This window comes from Pseudolactococcus insecticola (assembly GCF_011170065.1).
Taxonomy (GTDB): domain Bacteria; phylum Bacillota; class Bacilli; order Lactobacillales; family Streptococcaceae; genus Pseudolactococcus; species Pseudolactococcus insecticola.
This window is the reverse complement of record NZ_BLLH01000005.1, coordinates 73,814-98,074: the sequence shown is the minus strand read 5'-3', so window position 1 is coordinate 98,074 and position 24,261 is coordinate 73,814. Positions and strand designations below refer to the sequence as shown.

General features: G+C 45.4%; 12 protein-coding genes. 2 read left to right on the top strand and 10 right to left on the bottom strand.

Annotated elements, in window-relative coordinates; genetic code table 11:
- Nucleotides 1-106 precede the first annotated feature (106 nt).
- The 3 genes from Hs20B_RS05955 to uvrA all read right to left on the bottom strand — a co-directional run bounded on the left by Hs20B_RS05955 (nt 107) and on the right by uvrA (nt 12,932).
- On the bottom strand, nt 107-5,911 hold the full coding sequence (locus tag Hs20B_RS05955; protein ID WP_172356571.1) for a mucin-binding protein: 5,805 nt from the start codon (nt 5,909-5,911) through the stop codon (nt 107-109).
- 334 nt (nt 5,912-6,245) lie between these two features.
- Nucleotides 6,246-9,920, bottom strand: a complete 3,675-nt coding sequence (gene nifJ / locus Hs20B_RS05950) for a pyruvate:ferredoxin (flavodoxin) oxidoreductase (protein WP_172356569.1) — start codon at nt 9,918-9,920, stop codon at nt 6,246-6,248.
- A 183-nt stretch (nt 9,921-10,103) separates the two neighbouring features.
- Nucleotides 10,104-12,932 (bottom strand): excinuclease ABC subunit UvrA, encoded by a 2,829-nt coding sequence (gene uvrA / locus Hs20B_RS05945; protein ID WP_172356599.1) that lies wholly within the window; start codon nt 12,930-12,932, stop codon nt 10,104-10,106.
- Nucleotides 12,933-13,071: 139 nt separating this feature from the next.
- Here uvrA and Hs20B_RS05940 point away from each other — a divergent pair, with 139 nt between their 5' ends.
- Both Hs20B_RS05940 and Hs20B_RS05935 read left to right on the top strand, forming a co-directional pair.
- A complete protein-coding gene (locus Hs20B_RS05940) occupies nt 13,072-14,808 on the top strand; it encodes an ABC transporter ATP-binding protein (protein ID WP_172356567.1) in 1,737 nt (578 codons plus the stop codon).
- On the top strand, nt 14,801-16,588 hold the full coding sequence (locus Hs20B_RS05935) for an ABC transporter ATP-binding protein (protein ID WP_172356565.1): 1,788 nt from the start codon (nt 14,801-14,803) through the stop codon (nt 16,586-16,588). The genes Hs20B_RS05940 and Hs20B_RS05935 overlap by 8 nt, the downstream gene beginning before the upstream one ends.
- Nucleotides 16,589-16,879: 291 nt before the next feature.
- On the opposite strand, the gene Hs20B_RS05930 is transcribed toward Hs20B_RS05935, so the two are convergent.
- The 7 genes from Hs20B_RS05930 to Hs20B_RS05900 form a co-directional block, all read right to left on the bottom strand.
- A complete protein-coding gene (locus Hs20B_RS05930) occupies nt 16,880-17,821 on the bottom strand; it encodes a Gfo/Idh/MocA family protein (RefSeq protein ID WP_172356563.1) in 942 nt (313 codons plus the stop codon).
- 4 nt (nt 17,822-17,825) lie between these two features.
- Nucleotides 17,826-18,212 carry a RidA family protein gene (locus Hs20B_RS05925; RefSeq protein ID WP_172356561.1) on the bottom strand — a complete coding sequence of 129 codons (387 nt, stop codon included), beginning with the start codon at nt 18,210-18,212 and terminating at the stop codon, nt 17,826-17,828.
- 169 nt (nt 18,213-18,381) lie between these two features.
- The gene (gene asnS / locus Hs20B_RS05920; protein ID WP_172356559.1) at nt 18,382-19,725 is read right to left on the bottom strand and encodes an asparagine--tRNA ligase; all 1,344 of its coding nucleotides are present in this window, start codon (nt 19,723-19,725) and stop codon (nt 18,382-18,384) included.
- Nucleotides 19,726-19,746: 21 nt separating this feature from the next.
- Complete coding sequence (locus tag Hs20B_RS05915) at nt 19,747-20,130, bottom strand: VOC family protein (protein ID WP_172356557.1); 384 nt, start codon at nt 20,128-20,130, stop codon at nt 19,747-19,749.
- Nucleotides 20,131-20,133: 3 nt separating this feature from the next.
- Nucleotides 20,134-21,312, bottom strand: coding sequence for a pyridoxal phosphate-dependent aminotransferase (locus tag Hs20B_RS05910; protein WP_172356555.1), 1,179 nt, complete (start codon nt 21,310-21,312; stop codon nt 20,134-20,136).
- A gap of 145 nt (nt 21,313-21,457) precedes the next feature.
- Nucleotides 21,458-21,877, bottom strand: coding sequence for a cell wall elongation regulator TseB-like domain-containing protein (locus tag Hs20B_RS05905; protein ID WP_172356553.1), 420 nt, complete (start codon nt 21,875-21,877; stop codon nt 21,458-21,460).
- A 25-nt stretch (nt 21,878-21,902) separates the two neighbouring features.
- Complete coding sequence (locus tag Hs20B_RS05900) at nt 21,903-24,248, bottom strand: helicase C-terminal domain-containing protein (protein ID WP_172356551.1); 2,346 nt, start codon at nt 24,246-24,248, stop codon at nt 21,903-21,905.
- Nucleotides 24,249-24,261 lie beyond the last annotated feature (13 nt).

Here is a 24,261-nt window from a genome sequence, read left to right as displayed (position 1 = left end):
AATTATATCATTTAGACTATTTTGTTAAAAATAAAATAAGAGATTTCGAGACGCAAAAAAAGCCTGAGCCGTTTTTGCTCAGGACTTTTTAAAGTGATTTTTTGATTTAATCTTTTGTCTTATTTCTTTTCTTAACGAGCGACAAGCCACCCAAAATTGCAAGTCCAAATTCTGCAAAAAGTGACTGACGTTGAGCATCTTCGCCAGTTTTCGGCAAGGTTCTGTCAGTTGCATTTTTTTGACTGCTGGCTGCTTGTTCTGACAAATCGGATTGTGCCGCAGCAAGTACAGACGCTTGCTGCATGCTTGTGCTTATAGCTGGATTTGACATAGTCGATACCGTTGATGACGCTAGTGTACTTGATATTACTGTGGCACTTACGATGCTAGACACGCTTGAGCCAACTGATGACAGTTGCAAACTTGACACCACGTGACTTGATGGCAAACTCATTGACGACACTGAAGACGACGAAGCGTTTGAACTCAAGACAACTGACCCAGATGCAACATAGTTTGACGACGTAATCAGGGATGATGATGCCGAATTTGAAGCAACTGATGACGACATTGCACTTGATGTCACTGACGAAATGCTCACTGCACTACTAGACTCACTTGAACCAACTGACGACGATGTGCTCATGGCACTAGACAAAATGGACGAACTTGGATTAGCTGATCCTGCTTGCGAACTTGCTGCATTCGAAATTATTGATGACGAAAGTGAACTTGATGTGACTGAGTTGCTCACGGCATTAGACACACTTGAGGCAGCTGATGATGGTTGCGAACTTGTTTCTGTATGATGTGATGACGAGCCCATTGACGACACTGAAGACGATGAAGCAACAGTGCTAGACGTCACAAACGATGATGAGACTGCAGAAGAACTTGACGCGCTTGAACTCACGACGCTTGAACTTACTGTGTTTGAACCTGCAACGCTTGAACTTACAGTACTTGAACCTGCAGCACTTGAACTTACAGTACTTGAACCTGCAGCACTTGAACTTACAGTACTTGAACCTGCAGCACTTGAACTTGCAACACTTGAACTTACTGTACTTGAACCTACAGTACTTGAACCTACAGTGCTTGAACCTACAGTGCTTGAACCTACAGTGCTTGAACTTACGGTGCTTGAACCTGACGAGCTAGTTGCACTCGTGCTAGGTGGCAGTTCCTTGCCATAAACAACGGTGTAAACCAAATCAGCCGCATTATCAAAATCAACTGTCTGCACTTGACTTGCTTGAGCAGGCGATACTTTTATATAGTAACCTGCGATATTAGGTGTAGCTTGACCTGCAAGTGTAGCAGTTTTTGGTGCAAATGACAGCGTCTCAAGACCTGTAACCAAATCCAGCTGACTTTGTTTCGTCAGAACACTGCTCGTTGCAACAAAGTCTGGCGCAAGTTGCTTGCCCTCGTCAGACACATAATGAACGGTCTTTTTGACAACGCGCGTGACTTTAGTCGTCTCAAGGCGATGCTTCAGATGCACCGTAAACTGCTGAGCTGCGGCATCATCATGATCAAACTTACCAGCAACAAAGTCATTTGATACGAGATCATAGCCTTGCTTAACAAGGGTAGCTATTACTCTGGTAACATCTGCTTGACTGATGTTAAAAGGATCACCAGAATAACCCGCTAAATCTAGTGTTTTTACAACATTATCTGCTGCATCATCATCGATAAACTTGACCGCACCAGTCACTTGATAACGTGCCAGCATGATGCGATAATCTCCACCAACAATCGTGTGTTGCGTATCTTGCGACGCCACAAACTCTTTGAATGCAATATCTGAGTCTGTTACCACGTCGCCAATATGCGAGATAGTATCAGATTTATCCGTCAGATTTGCCGCAAACTGATAGTCAGGTAGGAGATAATAACCCGCAGGTACCACAACCTTGTCTGCGATAAGATCTGAAAGCGAGTAAGTGTCGCCTAGTACACCGTCTTGTGCGAACTGGCTCAACTTAACAAAATCACCCGTATCGTCAGTATAGCCAACCGTCCAATGATCCGAAAGATCACGCGTCAAAACAAGCGTATCAGTCACGACAACAGGAAACTTATCGATGTCAGGAATAGTCGTTGAAAGGCTAATTTTATAAGCATTTTCAGCTATAAACTGCTGACTAAAATCATCCGTCAGAACACTGAAATTGCCATAAACGGCATTATTTTTCAGAACATCAACAACCACTGTCATCGTCTTCACGCGGGCAAAATCCGCTGCGCTCTTTGGATCAACAATGACCTGCCCATCTGCATCCTGATAAATCAGGCTCGTCACGTTTTTCGGCACGATTGTCGTCCCGTCACTCGGGTCAATGCTTGTAAACACTGGGGCTGCTGTCAGCGTCAAACCAGCAGGTAGCGTAATGACAGATCGACCAGCTATAACATCTGTACTTTGCGTATTTGACAGCACCATGCGTACGCCACTTGTCACGCGAGCAGGGTCTTGCTCAGTATTACCTAAATTGATCGTCGTGTCATGCGTGTAAGCGCCTGATGCCTTGTCTTCAATAAGCAAATTTGGTCTAAAAATCTCAGCACCTGCTGCACGGACACGCTCTTGTCCTAATGACACGCTCAATAAGTCAGATGTCCCCAAACCCTCATAAGTCGTTGGTATTGCCTGATCCTTACTTGGTGTCACAGGCAACTTATCATCACCCAACCACTGAATATACTGAAAATTTGGCGTGCCAAAAGTAAGCACACTGCCAATCACCGCACTAGGTAAAATTTGGTAAGTCACAGGCAGAACAAAGTCGACCTCTGGCACTGTACCCTTGCTGTCATAGCCGTCTGTTGCCCCATTTTCTGACAAGATTTTCGTCAGAATGTCTGAGCCATCATCTGTCTTAATGGTCAACTTGTAGACACCTGCTGATTGCGTATCATAAGTCGCAGTCATCCCAGTACCTGCCAGCTGATTTTGTACGTCCGTCAGGGTCTGATCAATCAGAACACGCATATTCGTCGGTGTCGTCACATAATATGATAGACTGTCAGAACTACCTTTTCGATCAGAAAGCAGCTTGATATTGGTATCAACGACCAAATGATTGTAAAGTTTATAGGTATTTGACGCAGCTGAAGTATCAACGTCAGCATCTTTTATCGTGCTCAGGTCAGTACCAGCTTGATCCCAAGAAACGACAGATTTGACCACGATCTCAGGCGATTTTGCCTGATAATTTCCGATAATGGTCCGATCAAATCCTGCGGCGGTATTACCACTATCATCTGTTGCCGCTTTTAAAACCGTATGCCAAGTCATCACGACTTTTTCAGGCACTTGATCAGGTGACGTCGTCGCAGGAATATCAATGATGACAGGTAATCCTAGAAGTTCATCTGCCTTACCACTGCTTTTTTCACTCAACTTTGCGATGTTGATTTTGATGTCAACGATGGCATTGTCCTTGATAAAGTCATTGACAGCTTGCCCTGCGACTGTATACTTACCATTTTCTACCGTGACTTTTGACACTGTGCCACTTGTGCTTTTAAGCTCAATGGTAGCACCAGTTCCTGCAGCGGTCATGATATTTTTCAAGACATTATCAACATCTTGGATGGCACTAATCGTACCAGCCTTAACAGATAGCTCCGCATAGCCTGTCCGATTGGTATTTTGCAGTTGTTTATTGCTGTCATAGCTGAAACTGTCTACATTAAAGCTAAAGGTCGTAGGCATTTCTTGTGGATTGTGATAAGCCGACTGATCAAGCGTGACTGTGCTCGTATTTGTCGTTGCATCCCCAACAATTTTTTGCTTTTGACCATTGGCCTGCCAAGCTGTAACTGGACTATACGAATAGATCAGCGAGTCGGAAAGTGGCGTTAGCCGTGCAATGACGCCTGAAATCACCTGATCAGCAGTATATGGAAAGCCATCATAGGTAACAGACTCCAGCTTGAAACCAGGGATTGGCAACATTGGAATCGTAAACTCTTCGCCCATGACTTTTGGTACACCAATCACAGCCCCACCTTGCTTGCCACCTTCAAGGTAATGCGTGGCAAAGTATTGAGACACGGCAGTGTTACCACTGTTACCATCGCCTGCTGCTTTTGTGATGCCTGCTGCGCCTCCTACAGAGTCTTCTGCACCAGGTGACTCTGTCCAGATATTAAAGATCTGCGTGTCATTGTCAATACTATCAAATTTATTTCCTGCCGCAGCCTCGTCAAGTCCCATATATTTTGAGCCTTTGAGACGTGATGATCCCCACAGTTTACCTGGATTATCCAAGGTGTTGACAATGTAGCTGCCGTTGATTGTATTTGCGGTCACATAAGCATTGTCAATCACAGTCGCACTGGTATTTGCAGTAAACGGTACTGTTGAGACAGCGTCCCCAGAAATCCCGCTTGTTGAGCCTATCGTCGTGCTGGTAGCCGTATCTAGATTATTTAACACAACATCGACATCTGCACCTTTTTTGTATTTAACGTAACCAATTCGCCATTGCCCACTTGGTGATGTGCCAAAGGGCAACTCGATATTTGGCATATCATCATACCCTAGCACCACAGCATCTTTTGCTGCAGCATTTGCCCAGATATAGTAGGCATTATAGTTAGTGTCCTTGTTCCAGCCACCGACTAGCTTCTTAACGTCAACAACAGACTTATCCTGGTTATCTTTGTAGCTAATCTCGCCCGTCGTAATGTTCGTATAGCGGACGACTGTCGTCCCAATCATCGTCCAGCCACCTGTTGTCGCACCAAATAAAGCATCTGCATTTGGCAAAACACGCTCAATCGCATCATTTTTATCTTCTGCGACGACTTCACGAACGCTGATCTTAGCGGCGTAGCTGTCTGATTTTTGATATTGGCTGTCGACTTGGCTTGCAGTTTGACCATTGACCTGGAGGATAATCTTGTCAAGTGGATCTGCTGTCAATCCTTGAACATAGCTGCTATCAGGCATGGCAAAACGCATCGAGATACTGGTAAATAAAGCACCGTTCAGAATGTCCAACGTCACTTTTTTATAGGCTTTGCCATCAAGTGTCACAGGCGTGACGCTTGTCGTGTAAGTGGAGGTGCCCGCATCAACGTCGTCTGTCGTGATGTCAAAATTATCTGGGATTAGCACACTGACCGTGTCACCCGTTACAACTGAGCCTTCAAGATTGACTTGATGCGTGTCTGTGGCATTATCTTGATTGCTAACAATAGGGTCTGTTTTCCCGTCGACCGTCATTTTTACTTTTTCAGTTTGCGCAGGAAGTTTTGCTGCAATGCTGACGGTTAGGCCATTTGCCTTGGCATAGCTTGATACTGCTGTGAGAAAAGCGCTCGTTGGCGCGACGTCGCTAGGCAGACTGATACTGAGCTGCGTACCAGATACTGTAATCGTAGCACCGTTTGAGACTGATGCAAGAGCTGCTACGGCACTTGCTGTAGTAGCTGCAGGCGCTTGTTTTGTCGCAGGTGACGGTTGGACTGGGGCTGTTGTTTCGGTGCTAGCGTTACTTGATGGTGCAGCAGGTGCTGCTGTTGCTACCGGTGTCTCAGGTGATGTCGTCGCATCCGTTGTTGCTGTATCTGCAATCGCTGTTTCTGGGGCAATGTTGGAAGTTGTTGCTGAGTCGTCTTCTGTTTTTGACGGCGTACTTTCAGGATTTGCACTATCGGTTGATACGTTATTCCCTGATTTTTCTGATGAATTGTGCACTATATCCGTTGTGGTTTCAGCTGGCTTTTCTGCTGTTTGAGTCTCTGACGTATCAGCATTGGCATGCGTTGTTGATACCATCTGACCACCAGCCAAAACCGTCAAAACTGTACTCGCATAGAGCCAGCTTTTTCCAGATTTCCACATTCTAAATTGCGTCCGTTTCACAGTTTCATCATGTTTAAATGCCATATTTTTCCTTTTCCCCATCCCTAAACAACAAATCTATATACTATTTTCTTTTATTATAACAGTTTCTAACCATTTTTCAATGTTTTCACGCTTATTCTCAGGTTATTTATCATTTTTTTCTGAAAGGACGTCAAAAAGTCATGACATTTGTAATCATCATGACTTTTCAATTATCTCCTCACAGTTTATCACCATTTTGACATTGCTTGTCAGATAGACAATTTTGTGATTTTTTCGAGCGTTATTGAAGTCTTTCGTCGTCAGAACGCTTCCTTTGGCCGCGTTGTTGAGTTCATTCGTTGTCAGAACGCTTACGTTGGGCGCGTTATTGAGTTCATTCGTTGTCAGAACGCTTACGTTGGGCGCGTTCTGCACGTCTAGCTGCTCTGCGGGCTTCTGCTTCTGGGTCTTTTTCGCGTTTTGGGCGTTCTGTTTTGGCTGTCGCTGTGACGGCTACTTCTTCGCCTTTTGCTTTGGCTTCTTTGACTAGGAATTTGTCCAAGTCGCCTGACATACGAGCATAACGGACAAATTTGCGACGGGCATCGGCTGTTGTTTTATCAAACAGGGCGTCAGCTGCCTCAGGTTTCACGCGTTTCAGGCTTGCAAAACGGACTTGTTGCGTCATGAAGTCTGTCATTTTATCAAAATCAGGCTTTTTGAAATCCAACTGCATCGGATTTTTCCCCGCATCTTCCAAGTTTGGATTATAGCGGTAAAGTTGCCAGTAGCCAGATTCAACTGCTTCTTTAGCTTCTTGCAATGTTTTTGACATGCCACCACGCAAACCGTGTGAGATACATGGTGTGTAGGCGATGATGATAGACGGACCGTTGTGCCGTTCTGCTTCTTCAAATGCTTTGATTGTTTGCATTTTATTGGCACCACTTGCGATTTGTGCCACGTAAACATTGCCATAGGTCATAGCCATAAAGCCGAGATCTTTCTTAGCTGCGGCTTTCCCTGCGGCTGAGAATTTTTCGATGGCTGAACGTGGTGTACCTTTGGATACTTGACCGCCTGTGTTGGCATAGACTTCATTATCCATGACTAAGATATTGACATCTGCACCACTTGCGATGACGTGGTCAATCCCGCCAAATCCGATGTCGTAAGCCCAACCGTCACCACCAATCATCCATTGTGTTGGTTTGACAAGCTGGTCTTGACGCGCACGAATGCTGTCAAATGCGCCCCCAAGCTCAGGCAAAATAGCCTTGAGCTTTTCAGCGCGTTGACGTGTGCCATCCGACTCGTCTTTGTGGTCGATCCAGTCTGTCATCAAGCCTGCTGCTTCTGATGAGACTTGATTGTCTGCCATCAGAGCTGACAAGTCTTTTGCCAGTTTATTGCGGCGCGCTTGCGACGCTAGCCACATACCATAGCCAAATTCAGCATTGTCCTCTAAGAGCGAGTTTGACCAAGCAGGGCCTTGGCCTGCGTCATTTGTCGTGTAAGGGCTAACAGGTGCAGCGCCGCCCCAGATAGACGAGCAGCCTGTCGCGTTTGCAATCATCATGCGATCGCCAAACATTTGCGTGAGTAACTTGACATAGGGCGTTTCGCCACAGCCGGCACAAGCGCCTGAAAACTCAAGCAATGGTGCGTTGAACTGTGAGCCGATAACTGTATTTTCACGTGCTGGGTTAGCTTTTGTTTTGAGCGTCATAGAAAATGCCCAGTTTGCAGCTTCAGCGCGCACTTCTTCGTAAGGTTTCATGGTCAACGCCTTGCCTTTTGCAGGACAAGCTTCGACACAGAGCCCACAGCCAGTACAGTCTTCGACTGATACTTGGATACGGTACATGAGCCCATCAGCACCACGGTAGTCTTTGACCAGATAACCTTCTGGCGCTTCATTGACTTCGTCTTCGTCTAGCAAGAACGGGCGGATGGCAGCATGCGGGCAGACAAAACTACATTCGTTACACATGGTACATTTGTCAACGTCCCAGATTGGGACTTCAAGGGCAACGCCACGTTTTTCGTAGGCTGTTGTGCCAAGTGGCATGCGCCCGTCTGTCATATCATTTGCGACCAAGTCACCAACTGATAGGTTATCACCTTCTTGTGAGTTGACGTTATTGACGATTTGGAAGACGTACTTATTGACCTTTCCGTCGTCGACTTTGACAGGTTCTGGTTCTTTGGCACTTGCCCAGTCTGCAGGCACGTCAACCTTGTGCAGTCCGTCAACTGCGAGATCCATGGCTTGCCAGTTTTGCTCCACGATTTTCATCGACTTGCGTGCGTAGCTGTCATGTGCATCTTGTTTGAGAATGCTGAAGACCTCATCAAATGGCATGATGTTAGAAAGCTTGAAAAAGCCTACTTGCATGGCGGTATTGATTCGTCTGCCAAGACCTGCTTGACCTGCGATTTCAACGGCATTCATGGTATAAAACTGGATGTCATTTTCAGCGATATAGCGCTTGACACGGCTTGGCAAATGGTGGCTGAGCTGTTCATCCGTCCAGACGGTATTGAGCAAGAAAGTGCCACCTTTTTTAAGGCCTTTTAGCACATCATACTGGTGCACGTAGCTTGCCGTCGAGAGACTGACAAAGTCCGCATGCTGAATCATGTAAGTCGACTTGATTGGTGTATCGCCAAAACGCAAGTGGCTAACCGTCAGACCGCCAGATTTTTTAGAGTCGTAGGCAAAGGCACCTTGGACGTACTTATCTGTGTGGTTACCGATGATTTTAATGGCTGATTTATTGGCGCCAACCGTCCCATCAGAACCAAATCCCCAGAACTTGGCTTGGAAAGTCGAGCTAGGTGTCAAGTCAAGTGACGCCCCAGCATCAAGCGAGAGATTTGTCACGTCATCTTCGATACCAATGGTAAACTGTTTTTTAGCCGCCGGTTTGACAAGCTCATCAAAGACCGCGACGATCTGATTTGGCGTCGTGTCTTTTGAACCAATCCCATAGCGACCGCCAATGACGCGGTAGTTGGCACTCTGATCAAACAGGGCAGATTTAACATCCAAATAAAGTGGTTCGCCATCAGCACCTGGCTCTTTTGTCCTGTCTAGGACAGCGATATTTGTCGCTGTTCTTGGCAGTTTTTCAAGGAAATTTTCTGTTGGAAACGGGCGATACAAGTGAATGTTTAAAAAACCAACTTTGCGGCCTTGCGCATTGAGATAGTCGACAGTCTGCTCGATTGTTTCACCGACTGAGCCGATTGACACGATCACTTCTGTCGCATCAGGCGCACCGTAGTAGTTGACGAGATCATAGTCAGTGCCACGTAGATCATTGATTTTCGCCATGTATTTTTGAACGATAGCAGGCACTTTCTCGTAGTAGCTATTGGTCGTTTCACGTTGTTGAAAATGGATGTCAGGGTTCTGATTGGTCCCAGAAACTGTTGGATGATCAGGATTCATCGCTCTGTCACGGAACTCTTGGAGCTTATCTTGATTGATCATCTGACCCAGATCATCATAGTCCAAAACCTCGATTTTTTGTAGCTCATGCGACGTTCTAAAGCCGTCAAAAAAGCTCATAAATGGCACTGATGCCTCAATAGTTGCAAGATGTGCCACGGCTGACAAGTCCATGACTTCTTGCACTGATGACTCAGCAAGCATGGCATAGCCCGTCGCACGGGCACTCATGACGTCAGATTGGTCACCAAAGATATTTAGCGCATTGGTTGAAACTGCACGCGCTGCCACATGGATCACACTAGGCAAGAGTTCACCTGCGATTTTATACATATTCGGCAACATCAAAAGCAGTCCTTGTGACGCAGTATAAGTCGTCGCTAGCGCACCTGCTTTGAGCGCACCATGAATGGCGCCTGCTGCTCCCGCTTCAGACTGCATTTCGCTGATTGAGACGACCTCGCCCCAGATGTTTTTGCGCCCTGCCGCCTGCCACTCATCGGTGTACTCGGCCATTGGGCTTGACGGGGTGATGGGATAGATCGACGATACTTCCGTAAACGCATAGGCCACGTGAGCCGCAGCCATATTTCCGTCCATTGTTTTGCGCATATTTACCTCTTTCTTTTGATATGCTGGTGGTTATATATACGTAATGCTTACTTTGACTAAGTTATACTCTTTTATTTTAACATTTTTTTGGGCAATAATTCAGCAATTCAAGATTCATTTTGATGATTTTGGGTATAGAAAAAAGCTATGTAAAACAGGTTTGACATAACTTTTTTGATTTGCTTAAATTTTTAGTTTTTCTTTAAGATAATGTCCAGTATAGGATGCAGCAACATCAGCAACTGCTTCTGGTGTCCCTTCAGCTAAGATTGTCCCACCACCGATACCACCTTCTGGACCAAGGTCAATGATATGGTCAGCTGTCTTAATCACGTCAAGATTGTGCTCAATGACGACAATCGTATTACCCTGAACAACCAAGCGATTCAAGACGCCGATCAAGGTCGCAATGTCCTCAGTATGAAGACCAGTCGTCGGTTCATCCAAGATATAAAACGACTTCCCGGTTGAGCGTTTTTGCAGTTCACTTGCTAGTTTCATCCGCTGCGCCTCACCACCTGAAAGCGTTGTCGCAGGCTGACCAAGCGTCACATAGCCCAGACCAACATCAACAATCGTCTGCAACTTCCGCTCGATTTTAGGAATATGCTTAAAGAAAGCAACCGCGTCAGACACCCGCATATCGAGAATCTCAGAAATATTTTTTTCTTTATAATGTACTTCCAGTGTCTCAGAGTTATAGCGTCTGCCATGACAGACTTCGCATGGCACGTAGACATCTGGCAAAAAGTGCATCTCGATTTTGATAATGCCATCGCCAGAGCAGGCTTCACAGCGCCCGCCCTTGACATTAAACGAAAAACGTCCTTTTTTGTAGCCACGAATCTTAGCTTCATTGGTATTGGCAAATAAATCACGAATATCGTCAAAAACTGATGTGTATGTCGCAGGATTCGAGCGCGGCGTACGTCCGATTGGACTTTGATCAATGTCAATCAGGCGCTCAATTTTTTCATAGCCTGAGATTGATTTGTATTTTCCTGGTTTTTCACTGTTTTTATTAAGCTTTTGTGCCAGCGCCTTTTTCAAAATACTATTGACCAGCGTTGATTTTCCTGAACCTGAAACACCTGTCACAGCTGTCATGACGCCCATAGGAAAGTCGACATCCAGATTTTGTAGATTGTTTGCTTGCGCTCCTTTGACACTGACGACATTTTTTTTGTCGATTTTACGGCGTTCTGACGGAACGGGAATGGCTTTTTTGCCTGACAAATATTGCCCTGTAATCGACTTTTTATTTTTTGCGACCTGCTTAGGTGTGCCAGCAGCGATAATCTCACCACCCAAATCACCTGCGCCAGGCCCCACGTCGATCAGATAGTCTGCCGCCATCATGGTATCTTCATCATGTTCCACGACAATCAAGGTATTACCCAGATCACGCATGCGCTTTAGTGAGTCAATCAGGCGGTCATTGTCACGCTGATGCAGACCAATCGACGGCTCGTCTAAGATATACAGCACGCCAGACAAGTTAGAGCCAATCTGCGTCGCAAGGCGAATCCGCTGACTTTCCCCGCCTGACAGGGTCCCAGAATTCCGCGACAAAGTCAGATAGTCAAGTCCTACATTTTTCAGGAAAGATAGCCTGTCGCCCACTTCTTTGACGATTGGTTTTGCAATCATTTCTTCGTTTTCTGACAAAACAAGCGCATGGATCAAATCCAGATGCTCACCAATTGGCAGATTTGACAAGTCAGCAATGTCATAGCCGTTTTCACCGTCAATTTTAACAGAAAGCGCCTGTTCATTGAGACGCTTGCCGTGACAAGTCTGACAAGCAAGTTCATTCATATAGCTACGCATCTGCGTTTTTGTGCTATCAGATCCTGTTTCGTAGCGTCTAAAGATATTGGGCACAACGCCGACAAATGCCATGTCCAGGTCACGCAGACCAAAATCCCCCTCATGATAAAAATGAAAAAGTCGTTCCCCTGACCCGTAAAAAATCAAAGTTTTTTCATCCTCTGAGAGTTGCTCAAAAGGGGTATCCAAATCAACATCAAACGCCGCCATTGCCTGCTCTAAAACGGCAGGATAGTAGGTTGACGTCCCAGAATACCAAGGCACGACGGCACCTTCACGAATGGTTTTCGTAGCGTCCGGCACAACCAAGTCTAGGTCAACCTCAAGGCGCATGCCAAGGCCGTCACAGTCAGGACAGGCACCCTGAGGCGCATTGAAAGAAAACAGACGCGGCTCAAGCTCGGGCACAGAAAAACCACAGACAGGACAGGCATAGTATTCGCTAAACAAGAGCTCACTACCGTCCATAGTGTCGATTTTGACATAGCCATCACCCTGGCGCAGTGCCGCTTCTACCGAATCGAACAGGCGACCACGAATGCCGTCTTTCAGCACAATCCGGTCAATCACGATGTCAATGTCATGCTTTTTATTTTTATCCAGCTCAGGCGCCTCAGTGACGTCGTAAACCTCGCCGTCAACACGTACGCGCACATAGCCGTCTTTTTGGATTTTCTCAAAAATCTTTTTATGCTGGCCTTTTTTGGCTCGCACAATAGGTGCTAAAATCTGAAGCCGTTGCTTTTCAGGCATGGTGAGCACACTGTCGACAATCTCCTCGACAGACTGGGCAGTGATTTTGCCATGACCGTTGATACAGTAAGGCGTGCCGATGCGGGCGTAAAGCAGACGCAGATAGTCATGAATTTCAGTCACCGTGCCAACTGTTGACCGCGGATTTTTAGATGTCGTCTTCTGGTCAATCGAAATCGCAGGTGATAAGCCGTCAATGCTATCTACATCAGGCTTGTCCATATTGCCCAAAAACTGACGGGCATAGGCTGACAGCGATTCTACATAGCGACGTTGCCCTTCAGCATAGAGGGTATCAAAGGCGAGCGATGACTTGCCTGAACCCGAGAGACCTGTTACTACGACCAGCTTATCACGGGGAATCGTCACATCGATATTTTTAAGGTTGTGGGCGCGAGCGCCGTGAATCACAATATTTTCTTGTGCCAAATTAAACTCTTTTCTACTTGTCAATAATACTTCCTATTATACCATTTTCATCACTTTTTGTGATAGAATTAAAATCAACCGATTTGCGGTTGATTTGCAGTTATTGTGAGTTCGTGTCTATTATTTTAGGAGTGTTTTTATGTCGATTTTTGCGAAACTGCGCTGGTTTTTCAGTGCCAATAAAAAAATGTATCTGACAGGGATTTTCTTTTTGATTCTGACGGATATCATGGAGATTTTACTGCCATTTGTCCTTGGAAAATCAACGGATTTACTGGTTTCTGGTGATCTGACGGTACGGCTGTTGCTGATTATGATTGCTGTCTTTTTGGGCTTGACCATTTTGACAAATATCGGGCGTTATCTCTGGCAAGTTACCATCATCAGAGGGGCTGCACTGCTTGAACGGAGCATGCGTCAGAAGCTCTACAACCATTATCTGATGATGGACGCGCCATTTTATCAGAAACATCGCACGGGCGAGTTGATGGCGCTTGCGTCAAATGACATTTCAGCTATTCAGCGTGTAGCAGGCGGCGGGATTCTGATGGCCGTTGACTCATCTGTCGTCATGATTTTGTCAGTCTTGTCCATGGTGTTTAACTCTAGTATCCAGCTGACAATGATGGCAGTTATCCCTTTACCAATCCTTGCCATCATTGTCATGAAACTGCTGCCCATGATCCATGCACGCTTTACTAAGATTCAGGAGGCGGTCGACGAGATTTCAAACAAGACGCAAGAAAGTCTAAAAGGGATCAAAGCAATCAAGTCCTTAGGACAGGCAGATGCCGACATTTTGTCTTTTGAGAAGACCGTCCAAAAAAATATCACAGCAAATGACCACATGATGAAAATCGATGCACTTTTTGATCCCGTTGCGACGATTATCATGACCATTTCTTACATCGCTCTGATCATCATCGGTGGTCGCTATGTGCTAAACGATCAGATGAGTCTAGGAAATCTCATCGCTTTTTCTGGCTATCTTGGTCTACTCGTCTGGCCCATGTTTGCGATTGGGCAGGTCTTTAACGTCCTTGAGCGTGGCAATGCGAGCTATGATCGCGTCATGGCTGTACTTGATGAAACGTCACATCTTGAAACCTCAGGTATTGAAACTGTGCCTGCTGGCGATCTTGCTATCAACGTCAAACTTTTTTCCTATCCTGATGACCCTGAAAAAGTCAGCCTCAAGGCCATCAAGCTCACTGTCAATGCCGGTCAATCACTCGGCATCGTGGGCCCTGTCGGCAGTGGTAAGACCACACTCATCAAGCTATTGATGCGGCAGTTTGACCACTATGACGGCGAGATTAGCATGGGTGGCAAGTCTATTCGCAGTTATTCACTAGGCGCCTATCGCAAGGCTTTGGGCTATGTGCCTCAGGAAAATTTTCTGTTTTCAGACACGATTGCTAAAAATATCGCTTTTGCACGGCCAAATGCCTCATCTGATGAGATTACACTAGCCGCCGAAAAAGCTGACCTGCACAAGGATATCCTTGCCATGCCTGACGGCTATGAGACGCAGGTCGGTGAGCAGGGAATTTCTTTGTCTGGCGGTCAACGGCAACGCCTTGCGATAGCACGTGCCATCCTTGTCAATCCCGAACTTTTGATTTTAGATGATGCGCTGTCTGCTGTTGATGCAAAAACGGAGCAGGCAATTCTTGCGACCTTACGCCATGAACGCCGTCAGAAAACCACGATTATCCTTGCGCACCGCATGTCGTCAGTCGCTTCTTCTAGCAGTCAGATTATGGTCATGAAAGATGGCGAAATTGACGAGATTGGCAGCCACGACACATTGATCAGCAAAGATGGCTGGTATGCGCAGATGTATCACGAACAAGGAGGGCACGACAATGGCTGAAAATACAACATCCCAGTCCGTTTGGTCGCAAAGTTTATCGGTTAAGACGCAATTCGGACTTGGCGTCTGGCTCATGCGTCAGACCCGTGGTCAACTCGCCTATTTTATCGGCAGTCTCATCGCCATCATCGCACAAAGCGTTCTGATGACACTGACAACAAAGATTTTTGCTAACTTTCTAAATACTAAGTTGTCTGATCAGATGACGACAACCACGCGAAATCTCGTGATTTTCGCAGCCATTTACAGCAGCTGGCGGATTTTGCAGTCGATCTTTTCATATCTCTATACTTTTTTACTCGGTCGTGGTGCTATACGCGCACAGGCCGATATTCGCATGCAGATTTTCACCAAGCTTCATAGCCTTGGCATGCGCTTTTTCGACCAAGTTCCCGCGGGATCCCTTGTCACGCGCACCGTCAACGACACCTCGACTTTCTGGGACTTCTACTTCTTTATTTTCTCGCTATTTAGCGCACTTTCTTTGATTGTCGGGTCATTTGTCGGACTGTTTCTCAGCAATGTCTACGTGTCATCGTGGCTGCTTTTGATTTTCCCGATTATTATCGTCATCCTCTTTGTTTATCAACGTTTTTCATCGTCGATTTTTAGGGGCATGCGAGCCAAACTTTCTGAACTCAATGCTAAGATAGCAGAGTCAATCTCTGGCATTTCTGTCATCCAAGACTTCAATCAGGAAGCACGTTTTTCTGACGACTTCTCCCGTGAAAATGACAACTATTTTCACGCCCGCTACCGCATGATTCGTGCCGATGCGCTGATTGATATTTCGCGTGATCTTACTGGCGGACTCGCACTCGCACTTGCCATGGCACTCCTTGGACAGTTATCACTTAACAACGCCATTGCCGCAGGGACCATCTACGCCGTTATCAACTACATCTCAGCTATTTTTGAGCCCTTGCGCAATATCACAAATCAAATGAGTGTCTTGCAAGAAGCCACAGTTTCCGCCTACCGCGTCAAAAATCTATTGTCAGAAGACGAATACGATCCCCGTCAGAACGCAAATGCCACTGGTAAAATCACCCGCGGCAAAATCGAGTTTCGCAATGTCAGCTTTTCTTATGACGGCGAAAATCAGATTCTCAAAAATATTTCTTTTGTTGCTGAGCCTGGTCAGACGATAGCTTTTGTCGGGCACACTGGATCTGGTAAGTCTTCGACCATTAACGCGCTCATGCGGTTTTACGAGTTTGACAGCGGTCAGATTTTGATTGACGACATTGACATCCGCGACATTGATCCAAAGTCACTTCGTGAGCAAATGGGCTTGGTGCTCCAGGAGCCGTTCTTGTTTTACGGCGATCTCGCTTTCAATATCCGTATGTATGACGATAGTTTATCAGATACTGCCGTTGCAACTGCTGCAAGGCTTGTCGGTGCAGATAAGTTCATTGACAAGCTGTCTAACGGCTATCAGACCCTTGTCAATGAAAATGGTGCAGGCTTTTCAGCAGGTGAAAAACAGCTGATCAGTTTTGCCCGTACGATTGCACACGATCCTAAGATTTTGATACTCGATGAGGCAACCAGCCATATCGACACGGCGTCTGAGAGTCTCATCCAAGAGTCGCTTCTTAAAATCCAGGAAAATAGGACGACGATTGCGATTGCGCATAGACTCTCAACCATCAAGCATGCCAATCTCATCCTAGTTCTAGACAAAGGTCAGATTGTCGAGCAAGGCACTCATGCTGAGCTCATTTCAAAAGGCGGCTACTACGCCGAGCTGATTGCGCTACAAAATAAAGCCTAAAAAATAAGACACGTACGATTTTAGTCGTATGTGTCTTATTTTTTAGGCTGATGCTGGGTTCATACCGAATGGTGGCATACCAAATGGTCCTGGACCAGGCTTTGTATCGTCTGGCGCTTTTATATCGTCAGCAGTTGTGTCAACTTTTTCAGTGCTTTCCGGTTCAGCACTTGTCTGCTCTAAATGCTCATTCAGCTCTGTCTGTCTGTCTGTCTGTCTGTCTGTCTGTCTGTCTGTCTGTCTGTCTGTCTGTCTGTCCCATTATAGTCCTCTTTCATGTTTGTCAATCCCTTATTTGTTAATTTTTTTCAAGATAATATCAATGAGCTCGTGTGATTTCAGGACATTTTCTTGTTTTAAGTTTTGCATACTTGCTTTGCGATGACTTGCCTCAAAACCTGCTACTTCGTCGAGTGTCTGCTTAACCATTGACTCAAAGCCGCGTTTGTAAAGTGTCGTGTCCCAGTCAGAAAATGACACCTGCACTGTGCTCGTAGCCGTCTCAATCTCCTCATCTGTCAGACCACGTAAAGTATGTGTTGCCGACGGCGTTTCAACCGTTATGGTCTCAGTATTTGCGCCTGATTTGGCATTAAGCTTTGCAATGCCAATCGTTTTCGGCGTTTCAATGACGACGACAATCTGTTGCAATTGCCCAGCAGCATCCGTTTTAGCAACGACTTGCACATTATCTGACAACTCAGCTACATCAGCCAAATCATCCAGTAAAAAAAACAAGGTGTCCAAAGGATGAATGAATAGATCATAAAGCTCGTAAGTCAGCGGCAAATCCGCATTGACACGGTTTTTCGTGACCGTGATCAAACTTTTATCTGACAACGTTTTCAACTCAGACACCCGTGGGGCAAACCGACGGTTAAAACCGCTGATAAATAACAGTTTTTTCTCTTTTGCTAGGGCAAGCAATGCTTGTGTCTCAGATAGATGCTCAGAAATCGGCTTGTCCATAAAGACAGGCACGCCATGTGTCAAAAAGTCTTTGGCAAGCGTAAAATGCGCCTGAGTCGCAGCATGAATAAAAACCAAATCCGCATCATAAAGCCGTTGCAAATCAGTCACCGCACCCGAAAAGCCATACTGCGTTTGCAAAGCACGAGCCTTAGCCAAATCACGCGAATAAATCACAAACTCGTGCTGATCCTGTAGACTTGCATAGGTCGGAAAATAGGCCTTTTGTGCAATATTTCCTGCCCCAATAATGCCAACTTTCATCTGATTACTTTCCTAAATAGGCGATGACTTCAACTTCAACGAAGACGTCCTTAGGCAAACGTGCCACTTCAACAGCGCTGCGTGCTGGAAATGCTGCACCAAAAGCCTTGGCATATTCGTCGTTAAATGGCACAAAATTTGCCATGTCGCTCAAAAAGCAGGTTGTTTTGACAACTTGATCAAACGTTGCATCTGCTGCTGCCAAAATTGCGCCAACATTTTTCATAACCTGAGCCGTTTGCTCTGTAATCGTCGTCCCGACAATCTCTCCAGTTTCAGGGTTCAAAGGAATTTGTCCAGATGCAAACAAAAAATCTCCCACGATTTTTCCCTGTACGTAAGGACCAATAGCGCCTGGTGCTTTATCTGTTGCAATTGTTTTGATTGTCATTTTTATTTATCTCCTATTTTCTCACTTTTCATGATGATAGATACAGGTCAATTATACCAAATTTCCAGACAATTTGGTTGCCTTCGCCATAAAAAATTATTATAACGGTTATTTCAGACACAAAAACCCTACTGCCTGTGCAATAAGGGTTTATCTCTAAAATATAGCATCAAGGTTTCAACCGGTGCAGCATACGTGGGAATGGAATGGCTTCACGGATATGCTTAGTTCCTGCGACAAATGTCACCATACGTTCCAAACCAAGTCCAAATCCTGCATGCGGCACTGATCCGTAGCGACGCAAGTCCAGATACCAGTCATAGTCGGCTGGATCAAGACCATTTTCAGTAATTTTGTTAAGCAGTTTATCGTAGTCTGTTTCACGCTCAGATCCGCCGATAATCTCGCCATAGCCCTCAGGTGCCAGCAAGTCAGCAGATAAAACACGTTCTTCATTGCCAGGGACGGGTTTCATGTAGAAAGCCTTAAAACTAGCGGGGTAGTTGACGACAAATGTTGGCAAGCCAAAATAGTTCGAAATCCAAGTTTCATGCGGTGAACCAAAGTCATCACCGTGCTCGATGGGGTCGTAGTCAGTATCTGCGTCATCCAGATGTGCTTGTAACAGATCAATGGCATCATCATAAGACACACGTTTGAACGGTTCTGCAACGTATTTTTTGAGCAATTCCGCATCACGTTCTAAGACATCAAGCGCTGAGCTTGCGCGGTCAAGCACGCCTAGAATCAAGGATTTGACATAGGCTTCTTGCAAGTCAAGCGACTCGTCATGCGTAACAAACGGATACTCAGCATCCATCATCCAAAACTCTGTCAAATGGCGGCGTGTTTTTGATTTTTCCGCACGGAAAACTGGCCCAAAGTCAAAGACACGACCAAGCGCCATCGCACCAGCCTCAAGATAGAGCTGACCAGACTGGCTCAAAAAGGCAGGATTACCAAAATAGTCCGTCTCAAACAAGTCTGTCGTGTTTTCCGCAGCATTCCCCGTCAAAATCGGACTATCAAACTTGATAAAGCCGTTTTTGTCGAAAAATTCATAGCTCGCATAGATAATGGCGTTACGAATCTGCATGATTGCCATCTGCTTGCGACTGCGCAGCCAGAGATGACGGTTATCCATGAGAAAATCAGTCCCGTGATCCTTGGGTGTGATAGGATAGTCGATAGACTCGCCGATAATTTCGATGTCCGTCACATCAAGCTCATAGCCAAACTTGCTACGGTCATCTGCTTTAACAATTCCTGTGACTTTCACTGACGTTTCTTGCGCCAAATGCTTGATCAGTTCAAACTTTTCAAGGCCTTTTTCTTCACCAAATTTTTCGATGAAATTGGGCTTGAAGGCAACTGCTTGAAAGAAGGCTGTACCATCTCGCAATTGTAAAAAGGCAATTTTACCTTTACCTGATTTATTGGCAACCCAGGCACCGATGGTAATTACTTCACCCAAATGATCTTTGACGTCAATAATTGAAATATAGTTGCTCATTTTTGAATACTCCTAAAATTTTTACTTAGCTTTATTTTCCGCATTAACTTCAACGACAGCATAGTAAGCACCGTCTGGATCTGAAAAGTTGAAAACGCGTCCCATACCTGGTGCATCTACAATCTCACCAGCTGCATTACCGGTAGCTAAAACCTTGTCATAAAGGCCGTCCAGATCACTTGTTTGAAATAAAATAGACGGGACGTTATCGACCACTTCTGGTGACACTTGGCGGATAAAAGCTTTGTCATAGAGCATAAATGTCACTTGGCTAGTGTCGTCAGACTTGATCTGTGCTGAGTTTTCGTCGATGACTTCTGACGAAAAACCAAGCGCTGTCCAGAAAGCCACAGCTGCCTTGACATCGTTGACATAAAGCATGAGGGTCAGTGCTGCATTGATCAAAGTTTAGTCCTCCATATAAGTTTTCAGGCGCGCAACCGCGTCTTTTAAAGTTGTCATATCTGTTGCATAGCTCAAACGCAGATTTTCAGGCGCACCGAACCCTGCTCCCGTCACCAGCGCAACGCCCGTTTTTTCCAAAATGTCATCTGCAAATGCCGTCACGTCTGTAAAGCCTTTCATCGCCATGGCTTTGGCAACTTTTGGGAAGAGATAGAAAGCACCTTGCGGCTTGATTGTTTCAAAACCTGGGATGTCATTCACCAGTGGAAAAATCGTGTTGAGCCGTGTTTCAAAAGCCTCCCGCATGCTTTCAATCGCCGACTGATCGCCAACTAGCGCTTCAATCGCTGCATACTGTGCAACTGCTGATGGATTTGACGTGGTTTGGCTGACAATCTTACTCATGGCTGAGATAATCTCTGGGTCACCAACTGCAAAGCCAATCCGCCATCCCGTCATGGCATAGGTTTTTGAGACGCCGTTAATCACGACGGTCTGCTTGCGGATGGCGTCAGACAGGCTAGAAATCGGCGTAAAGGCATTGCCATTGTAAACCAAGCGACCATAAATATCATCTGCTAAGATCAAAATATCATGCGAAACTGCCCAGTTGCCGAGCGCTTCAAGCTCGCTTTTTGTGTAAATCATGCCTGTCGGGTTGGACGGTGAATTAAGCAACAAGACTTTTGTCTTATCCGTCACAACAGCATCAAGTCCTGCTACTGTGACTTTGAAATCATCTTCTTGGCGACCTGTCGCAAAAACTGGCACACCGCCAAACATCTTGACTTGATCGGCATAGCTCACCCAGTAAGGCGTTGGAATGATGACCTCATCTGCCGGATTGAGCACACTTGCAAAAAAGGCATATAAGGCAAACTTGGCGCCTGACGTGATCACGACTTCGCTGCGTGACAGGCCGTAGCCGTAGTAAGTTTCAAAATAGCTCCCCACAGCATCTTTTAGCTCTGGCAGACCATTTGCCTGCGTATAAAAGCTCGCCTTACCAGAATCAATCGCCGTCTTTGCAGCCTTTGCAATATTTTCTGGCGTCGTAAAATCAGGCTCGCCAATTGTCAGCATGAGAATATCACGTCCCTGCGCTTTGAGTTCTTTAGCACGTGCTGATGCAGCTAAGGTCACGGATTCTTCTAAGTTATTGACAAGATTTGATAAGGTCATCTGGTTTCTCCCATTCGTTTACTAGACAAAATACTGTCTTAATTATACCAAATTTTCCGCATTCTTCCCAGTTGTGATCAAAAAAACTTTCTTTGATGACTGAAACAGGAAAACACACCACTTTTAACAAATGATGTGTTTTTGTCTATCTAAGTTTTTCGCCCGTCGCAAAGTCATAAAGCGTCATATCCGACTTTTGCCAGGCTGGCTTGCCTTGATAAAGCGTGAGCTTGGCTGTCTTTTCGTTCAGCTTACTTTTATTGCTAGAAAGCTTGACCGTTGTGATCTCCCCGCCTTTTTGGGGCATGAGGACGCCAACTTTTTGACTTGCCGCGTCCACACCAACCAGGCTATAGGTCGTGCTATCTGCTGTTGTGATATTGAAATTTTCGACTGTTTTTAAGATGTTTTTTGACTTGACAAGCTGGATGGCATCGCGCTTTGCCTCGACATAAGGGGCCGTCAGCTGCCCTATGAAGATAAAAATACCAACCAAAAATGCCAATACAATCAGCAAAGCACCAATCCAAATCTGGCTCGTTCTTGTCATACGATGATTAAGCATGTTCTGTCCCTTTCCTTATGCTAAATTATATCAGAAAATCCTTACTTTGTTGTAAAATGGTGTCAAATTTTGCGAAATCAAGGCGACTTGACTTGCGTAGGTTTTTGACCATTTTTTTGGCGTAGGTTTTACCCGCCAAGCGTTTATCAAGGATGATGACTGTTGATTTTTGACTGGCTCTGCGATTGACCCGACCAAGAGCTTGTTTAAGCTGCAAGGTGGCAAGCGGCACCGAAAAGTCATAAAAAGGATTTTTAAAGCGCTTGGCGTATTTTCTGATGAGAATATCATCAGGCACCGTAAATGGCAGGCGTGTAATCAGCACAAGCATCTCATCTTGTCGCTCAAAATCAACACCCTCCCAAAATTGCTTACTGCCTAGTAATATGCCGTGTTGCTGCGCATCAAATTTCTTTTTAATGCGACTAGCATCTCCATTGCCGTCAGGCTGCAAAAAATCAATCTGCAACTCTGACAAGTAATTAGCAGTCAAATTCAGGCTATCAAGGCTTGTAAATAAGACTAATAAAGGCTTTTTTAGCACACGTAATTCCTGAATCTTCTGCCCGATAAACTGTGCATAGTCACCAGGTGATAATCGTGTCAAATCTGGCGCGTCCGTTGCGACAAACACTTGCTGGTTGTCTGCGATATTAGCTGTTATCGTATCAAATGTATAGTCGCTAAATCCCAACAGCTCAGGGAAAATGGCAGATTTTTCAGACATAGACAGTGTCGCACCAATCAAAAATGTTTTTGTCGTCTCAGGAATCATGGCAGAAAAGTTCAGAAAATCCTCAGGACTTGACGTCAGAACATGGTTTTGTATCCAAACAAAGTCTGACGGTTTGTCAAGCACGCGCGTGATTTCAGTCAGACCAAGTTCCTCAGCATCTAACCGGATTTTTGCAACATCAAGCTGTCGCCGCGAAAGCTGATGCGTCAGGCTCTCCAGCAGGCGCTTTGTTAATTGTGACTTATGCTGATTGACCTTGACAAGTTCGTCTAGTAGTTTGACAGACTTTTGCTGTGCATTTTCTAGGACCGAAAACAGGTATTGCGCTTCATCGACAACCAGCACTTTATTGTCAAAAAAGGCTGTCTGATCCGCAATTCGCTCTGTCAGATAGGCATGGTTGACTACGATGACTTGCGCATTTTTTGCGGCACTTTGTGCCAGCTGATAAAACTCTTGCTCGGCGTGAAGCTGACCTTGCGCGACATTTCCAGTATGAGCGATGGCTTTGAGGTAGCTCTGACTGGTCATGGTTAGACTAAGCTCATCAAGCTCGCCCGTTGTTGTCTCCGTCAGCCAGACTAGAACTTTCATCTTGAAAATCTCAAAATTTTTGCCCTCGTCACGCTTATATAATAGCTTGCTAAATTTTTCCAACGAAATATAGTTTGCCGTGCCCAATAATTTTGCAAAATTTACGCCAAATCTTGACTTAAAAACAGGCGCTAAGTCAATCATCATCTGATCTTGCAGAACTTTTGTGGGCACTGAGACGATGACTTTTTTGCCCTGACCAAGCAAGGTCAGCAGATAGGCATAGGTCTTGCCGATGCCGGTCGGCGCCTCAATAAATGACGCACTTTCATCAGACAATCGTGTTCTGATGAGATCAGCAAACTGCTCTTGTTTTGGCCTGTGTGCCAGTTTTAACGTTTTTAGGTTCTGACGGAAATTTTTCTTGACCTGATTTTTATTTTCAGAAAAAACAGGTTTTAGTGTTGCGATATTGTTGACCTTGACCATGTCAGAATGCTTGCGGTGTGCGTCAGGTAGGCTATCTGTGATCACGCGCTTGGTCTCATAGATCAAGTTATCTGCGTGATTTTCAATCTCAGCAAGCACATTTTTAGGTAAACTTTTTATCTTTTCTTGTAGTTTGATCAGTAATTTTGCTGTCGCATAGGCATCAGACAGCGCTTCATGCGGTCTATCATGCTCTAGATTTAGCACACGTGATAAGGTTTCTAGGCCATATTTTTCAAGTGTTGGAAAGAAGATTCGTGCAAGCTCAACCGTATCAACACGTGGCATGTCAAGTGTGCGACCGTATTGTGAAAAAGTACGTGCCAATAAATTATAGTCAAACTTGACATTATGCGCAACAAAAATGCTATCACGCAAAATCGCTGCGACGTCATCTAGCACTTGCCTCATATCAGGCGCCCGCTTAACTTGCGCTGTCGTGATACCTGTCAACATGGTGATGTGATATTCTAACGTTTCATGTGGATTGACATCCGTCTGATAGGTCTGTGTGATCTCACCATTTTCAACCACCGCAATCCCAATCTGAATAATTTTACTTGTGTGGCTGGCGCTTGTCGCCTCCAAATCCACAACGGCATATTTGGTCATACTTGTTCGATTC

Bases quoted from the DNA above. Each gene is read 5' to 3' on its own strand.
- Hs20B_RS05955 (WP_172356571.1), bottom strand. From the start codon at position 5,911: ATGGCATTTAAACATGATGAAACTGTGAAACGGACGCAATTTAGAATG.
- nifJ (WP_172356569.1), bottom strand. From the start codon at position 9,920: ATGCGCAAAACAATGGACGGAAATATGGCTGCGGCTCACGTGGCCTAT.
- Hs20B_RS05940 (WP_172356567.1), top strand. From the start codon at position 13,072: ATGTCGATTTTTGCGAAACTGCGCTGGTTTTTCAGTGCCAATAAAAAA.
- Hs20B_RS05935 (WP_172356565.1), top strand. From the start codon at position 14,801: ATGGCTGAAAATACAACATCCCAGTCCGTTTGGTCGCAAAGTTTATCG.
- Hs20B_RS05930 (WP_172356563.1), bottom strand. From the start codon at position 17,821: ATGAAAGTTGGCATTATTGGGGCAGGAAATATTGCACAAAAGGCCTAT.
- Hs20B_RS05925 (WP_172356561.1), bottom strand. From the start codon at position 18,212: ATGACAATCAAAACAATTGCAACAGATAAAGCACCAGGCGCTATTGGT.
- asnS (WP_172356559.1), bottom strand. From the start codon at position 19,725: ATGAGCAACTATATTTCAATTATTGACGTCAAAGATCATTTGGGTGAA.
- Hs20B_RS05910 (WP_172356555.1), bottom strand. From the start codon at position 21,312: ATGACCTTATCAAATCTTGTCAATAACTTAGAAGAATCCGTGACCTTA.
- Hs20B_RS05905 (WP_172356553.1), bottom strand. From the start codon at position 21,877: ATGCTTAATCATCGTATGACAAGAACGAGCCAGATTTGGATTGGTGCT.
- Hs20B_RS05900 (WP_172356551.1), bottom strand. From the start codon at position 24,248: ATGACCAAATATGCCGTTGTGGATTTGGAGGCGACAAGCGCCAGCCAC.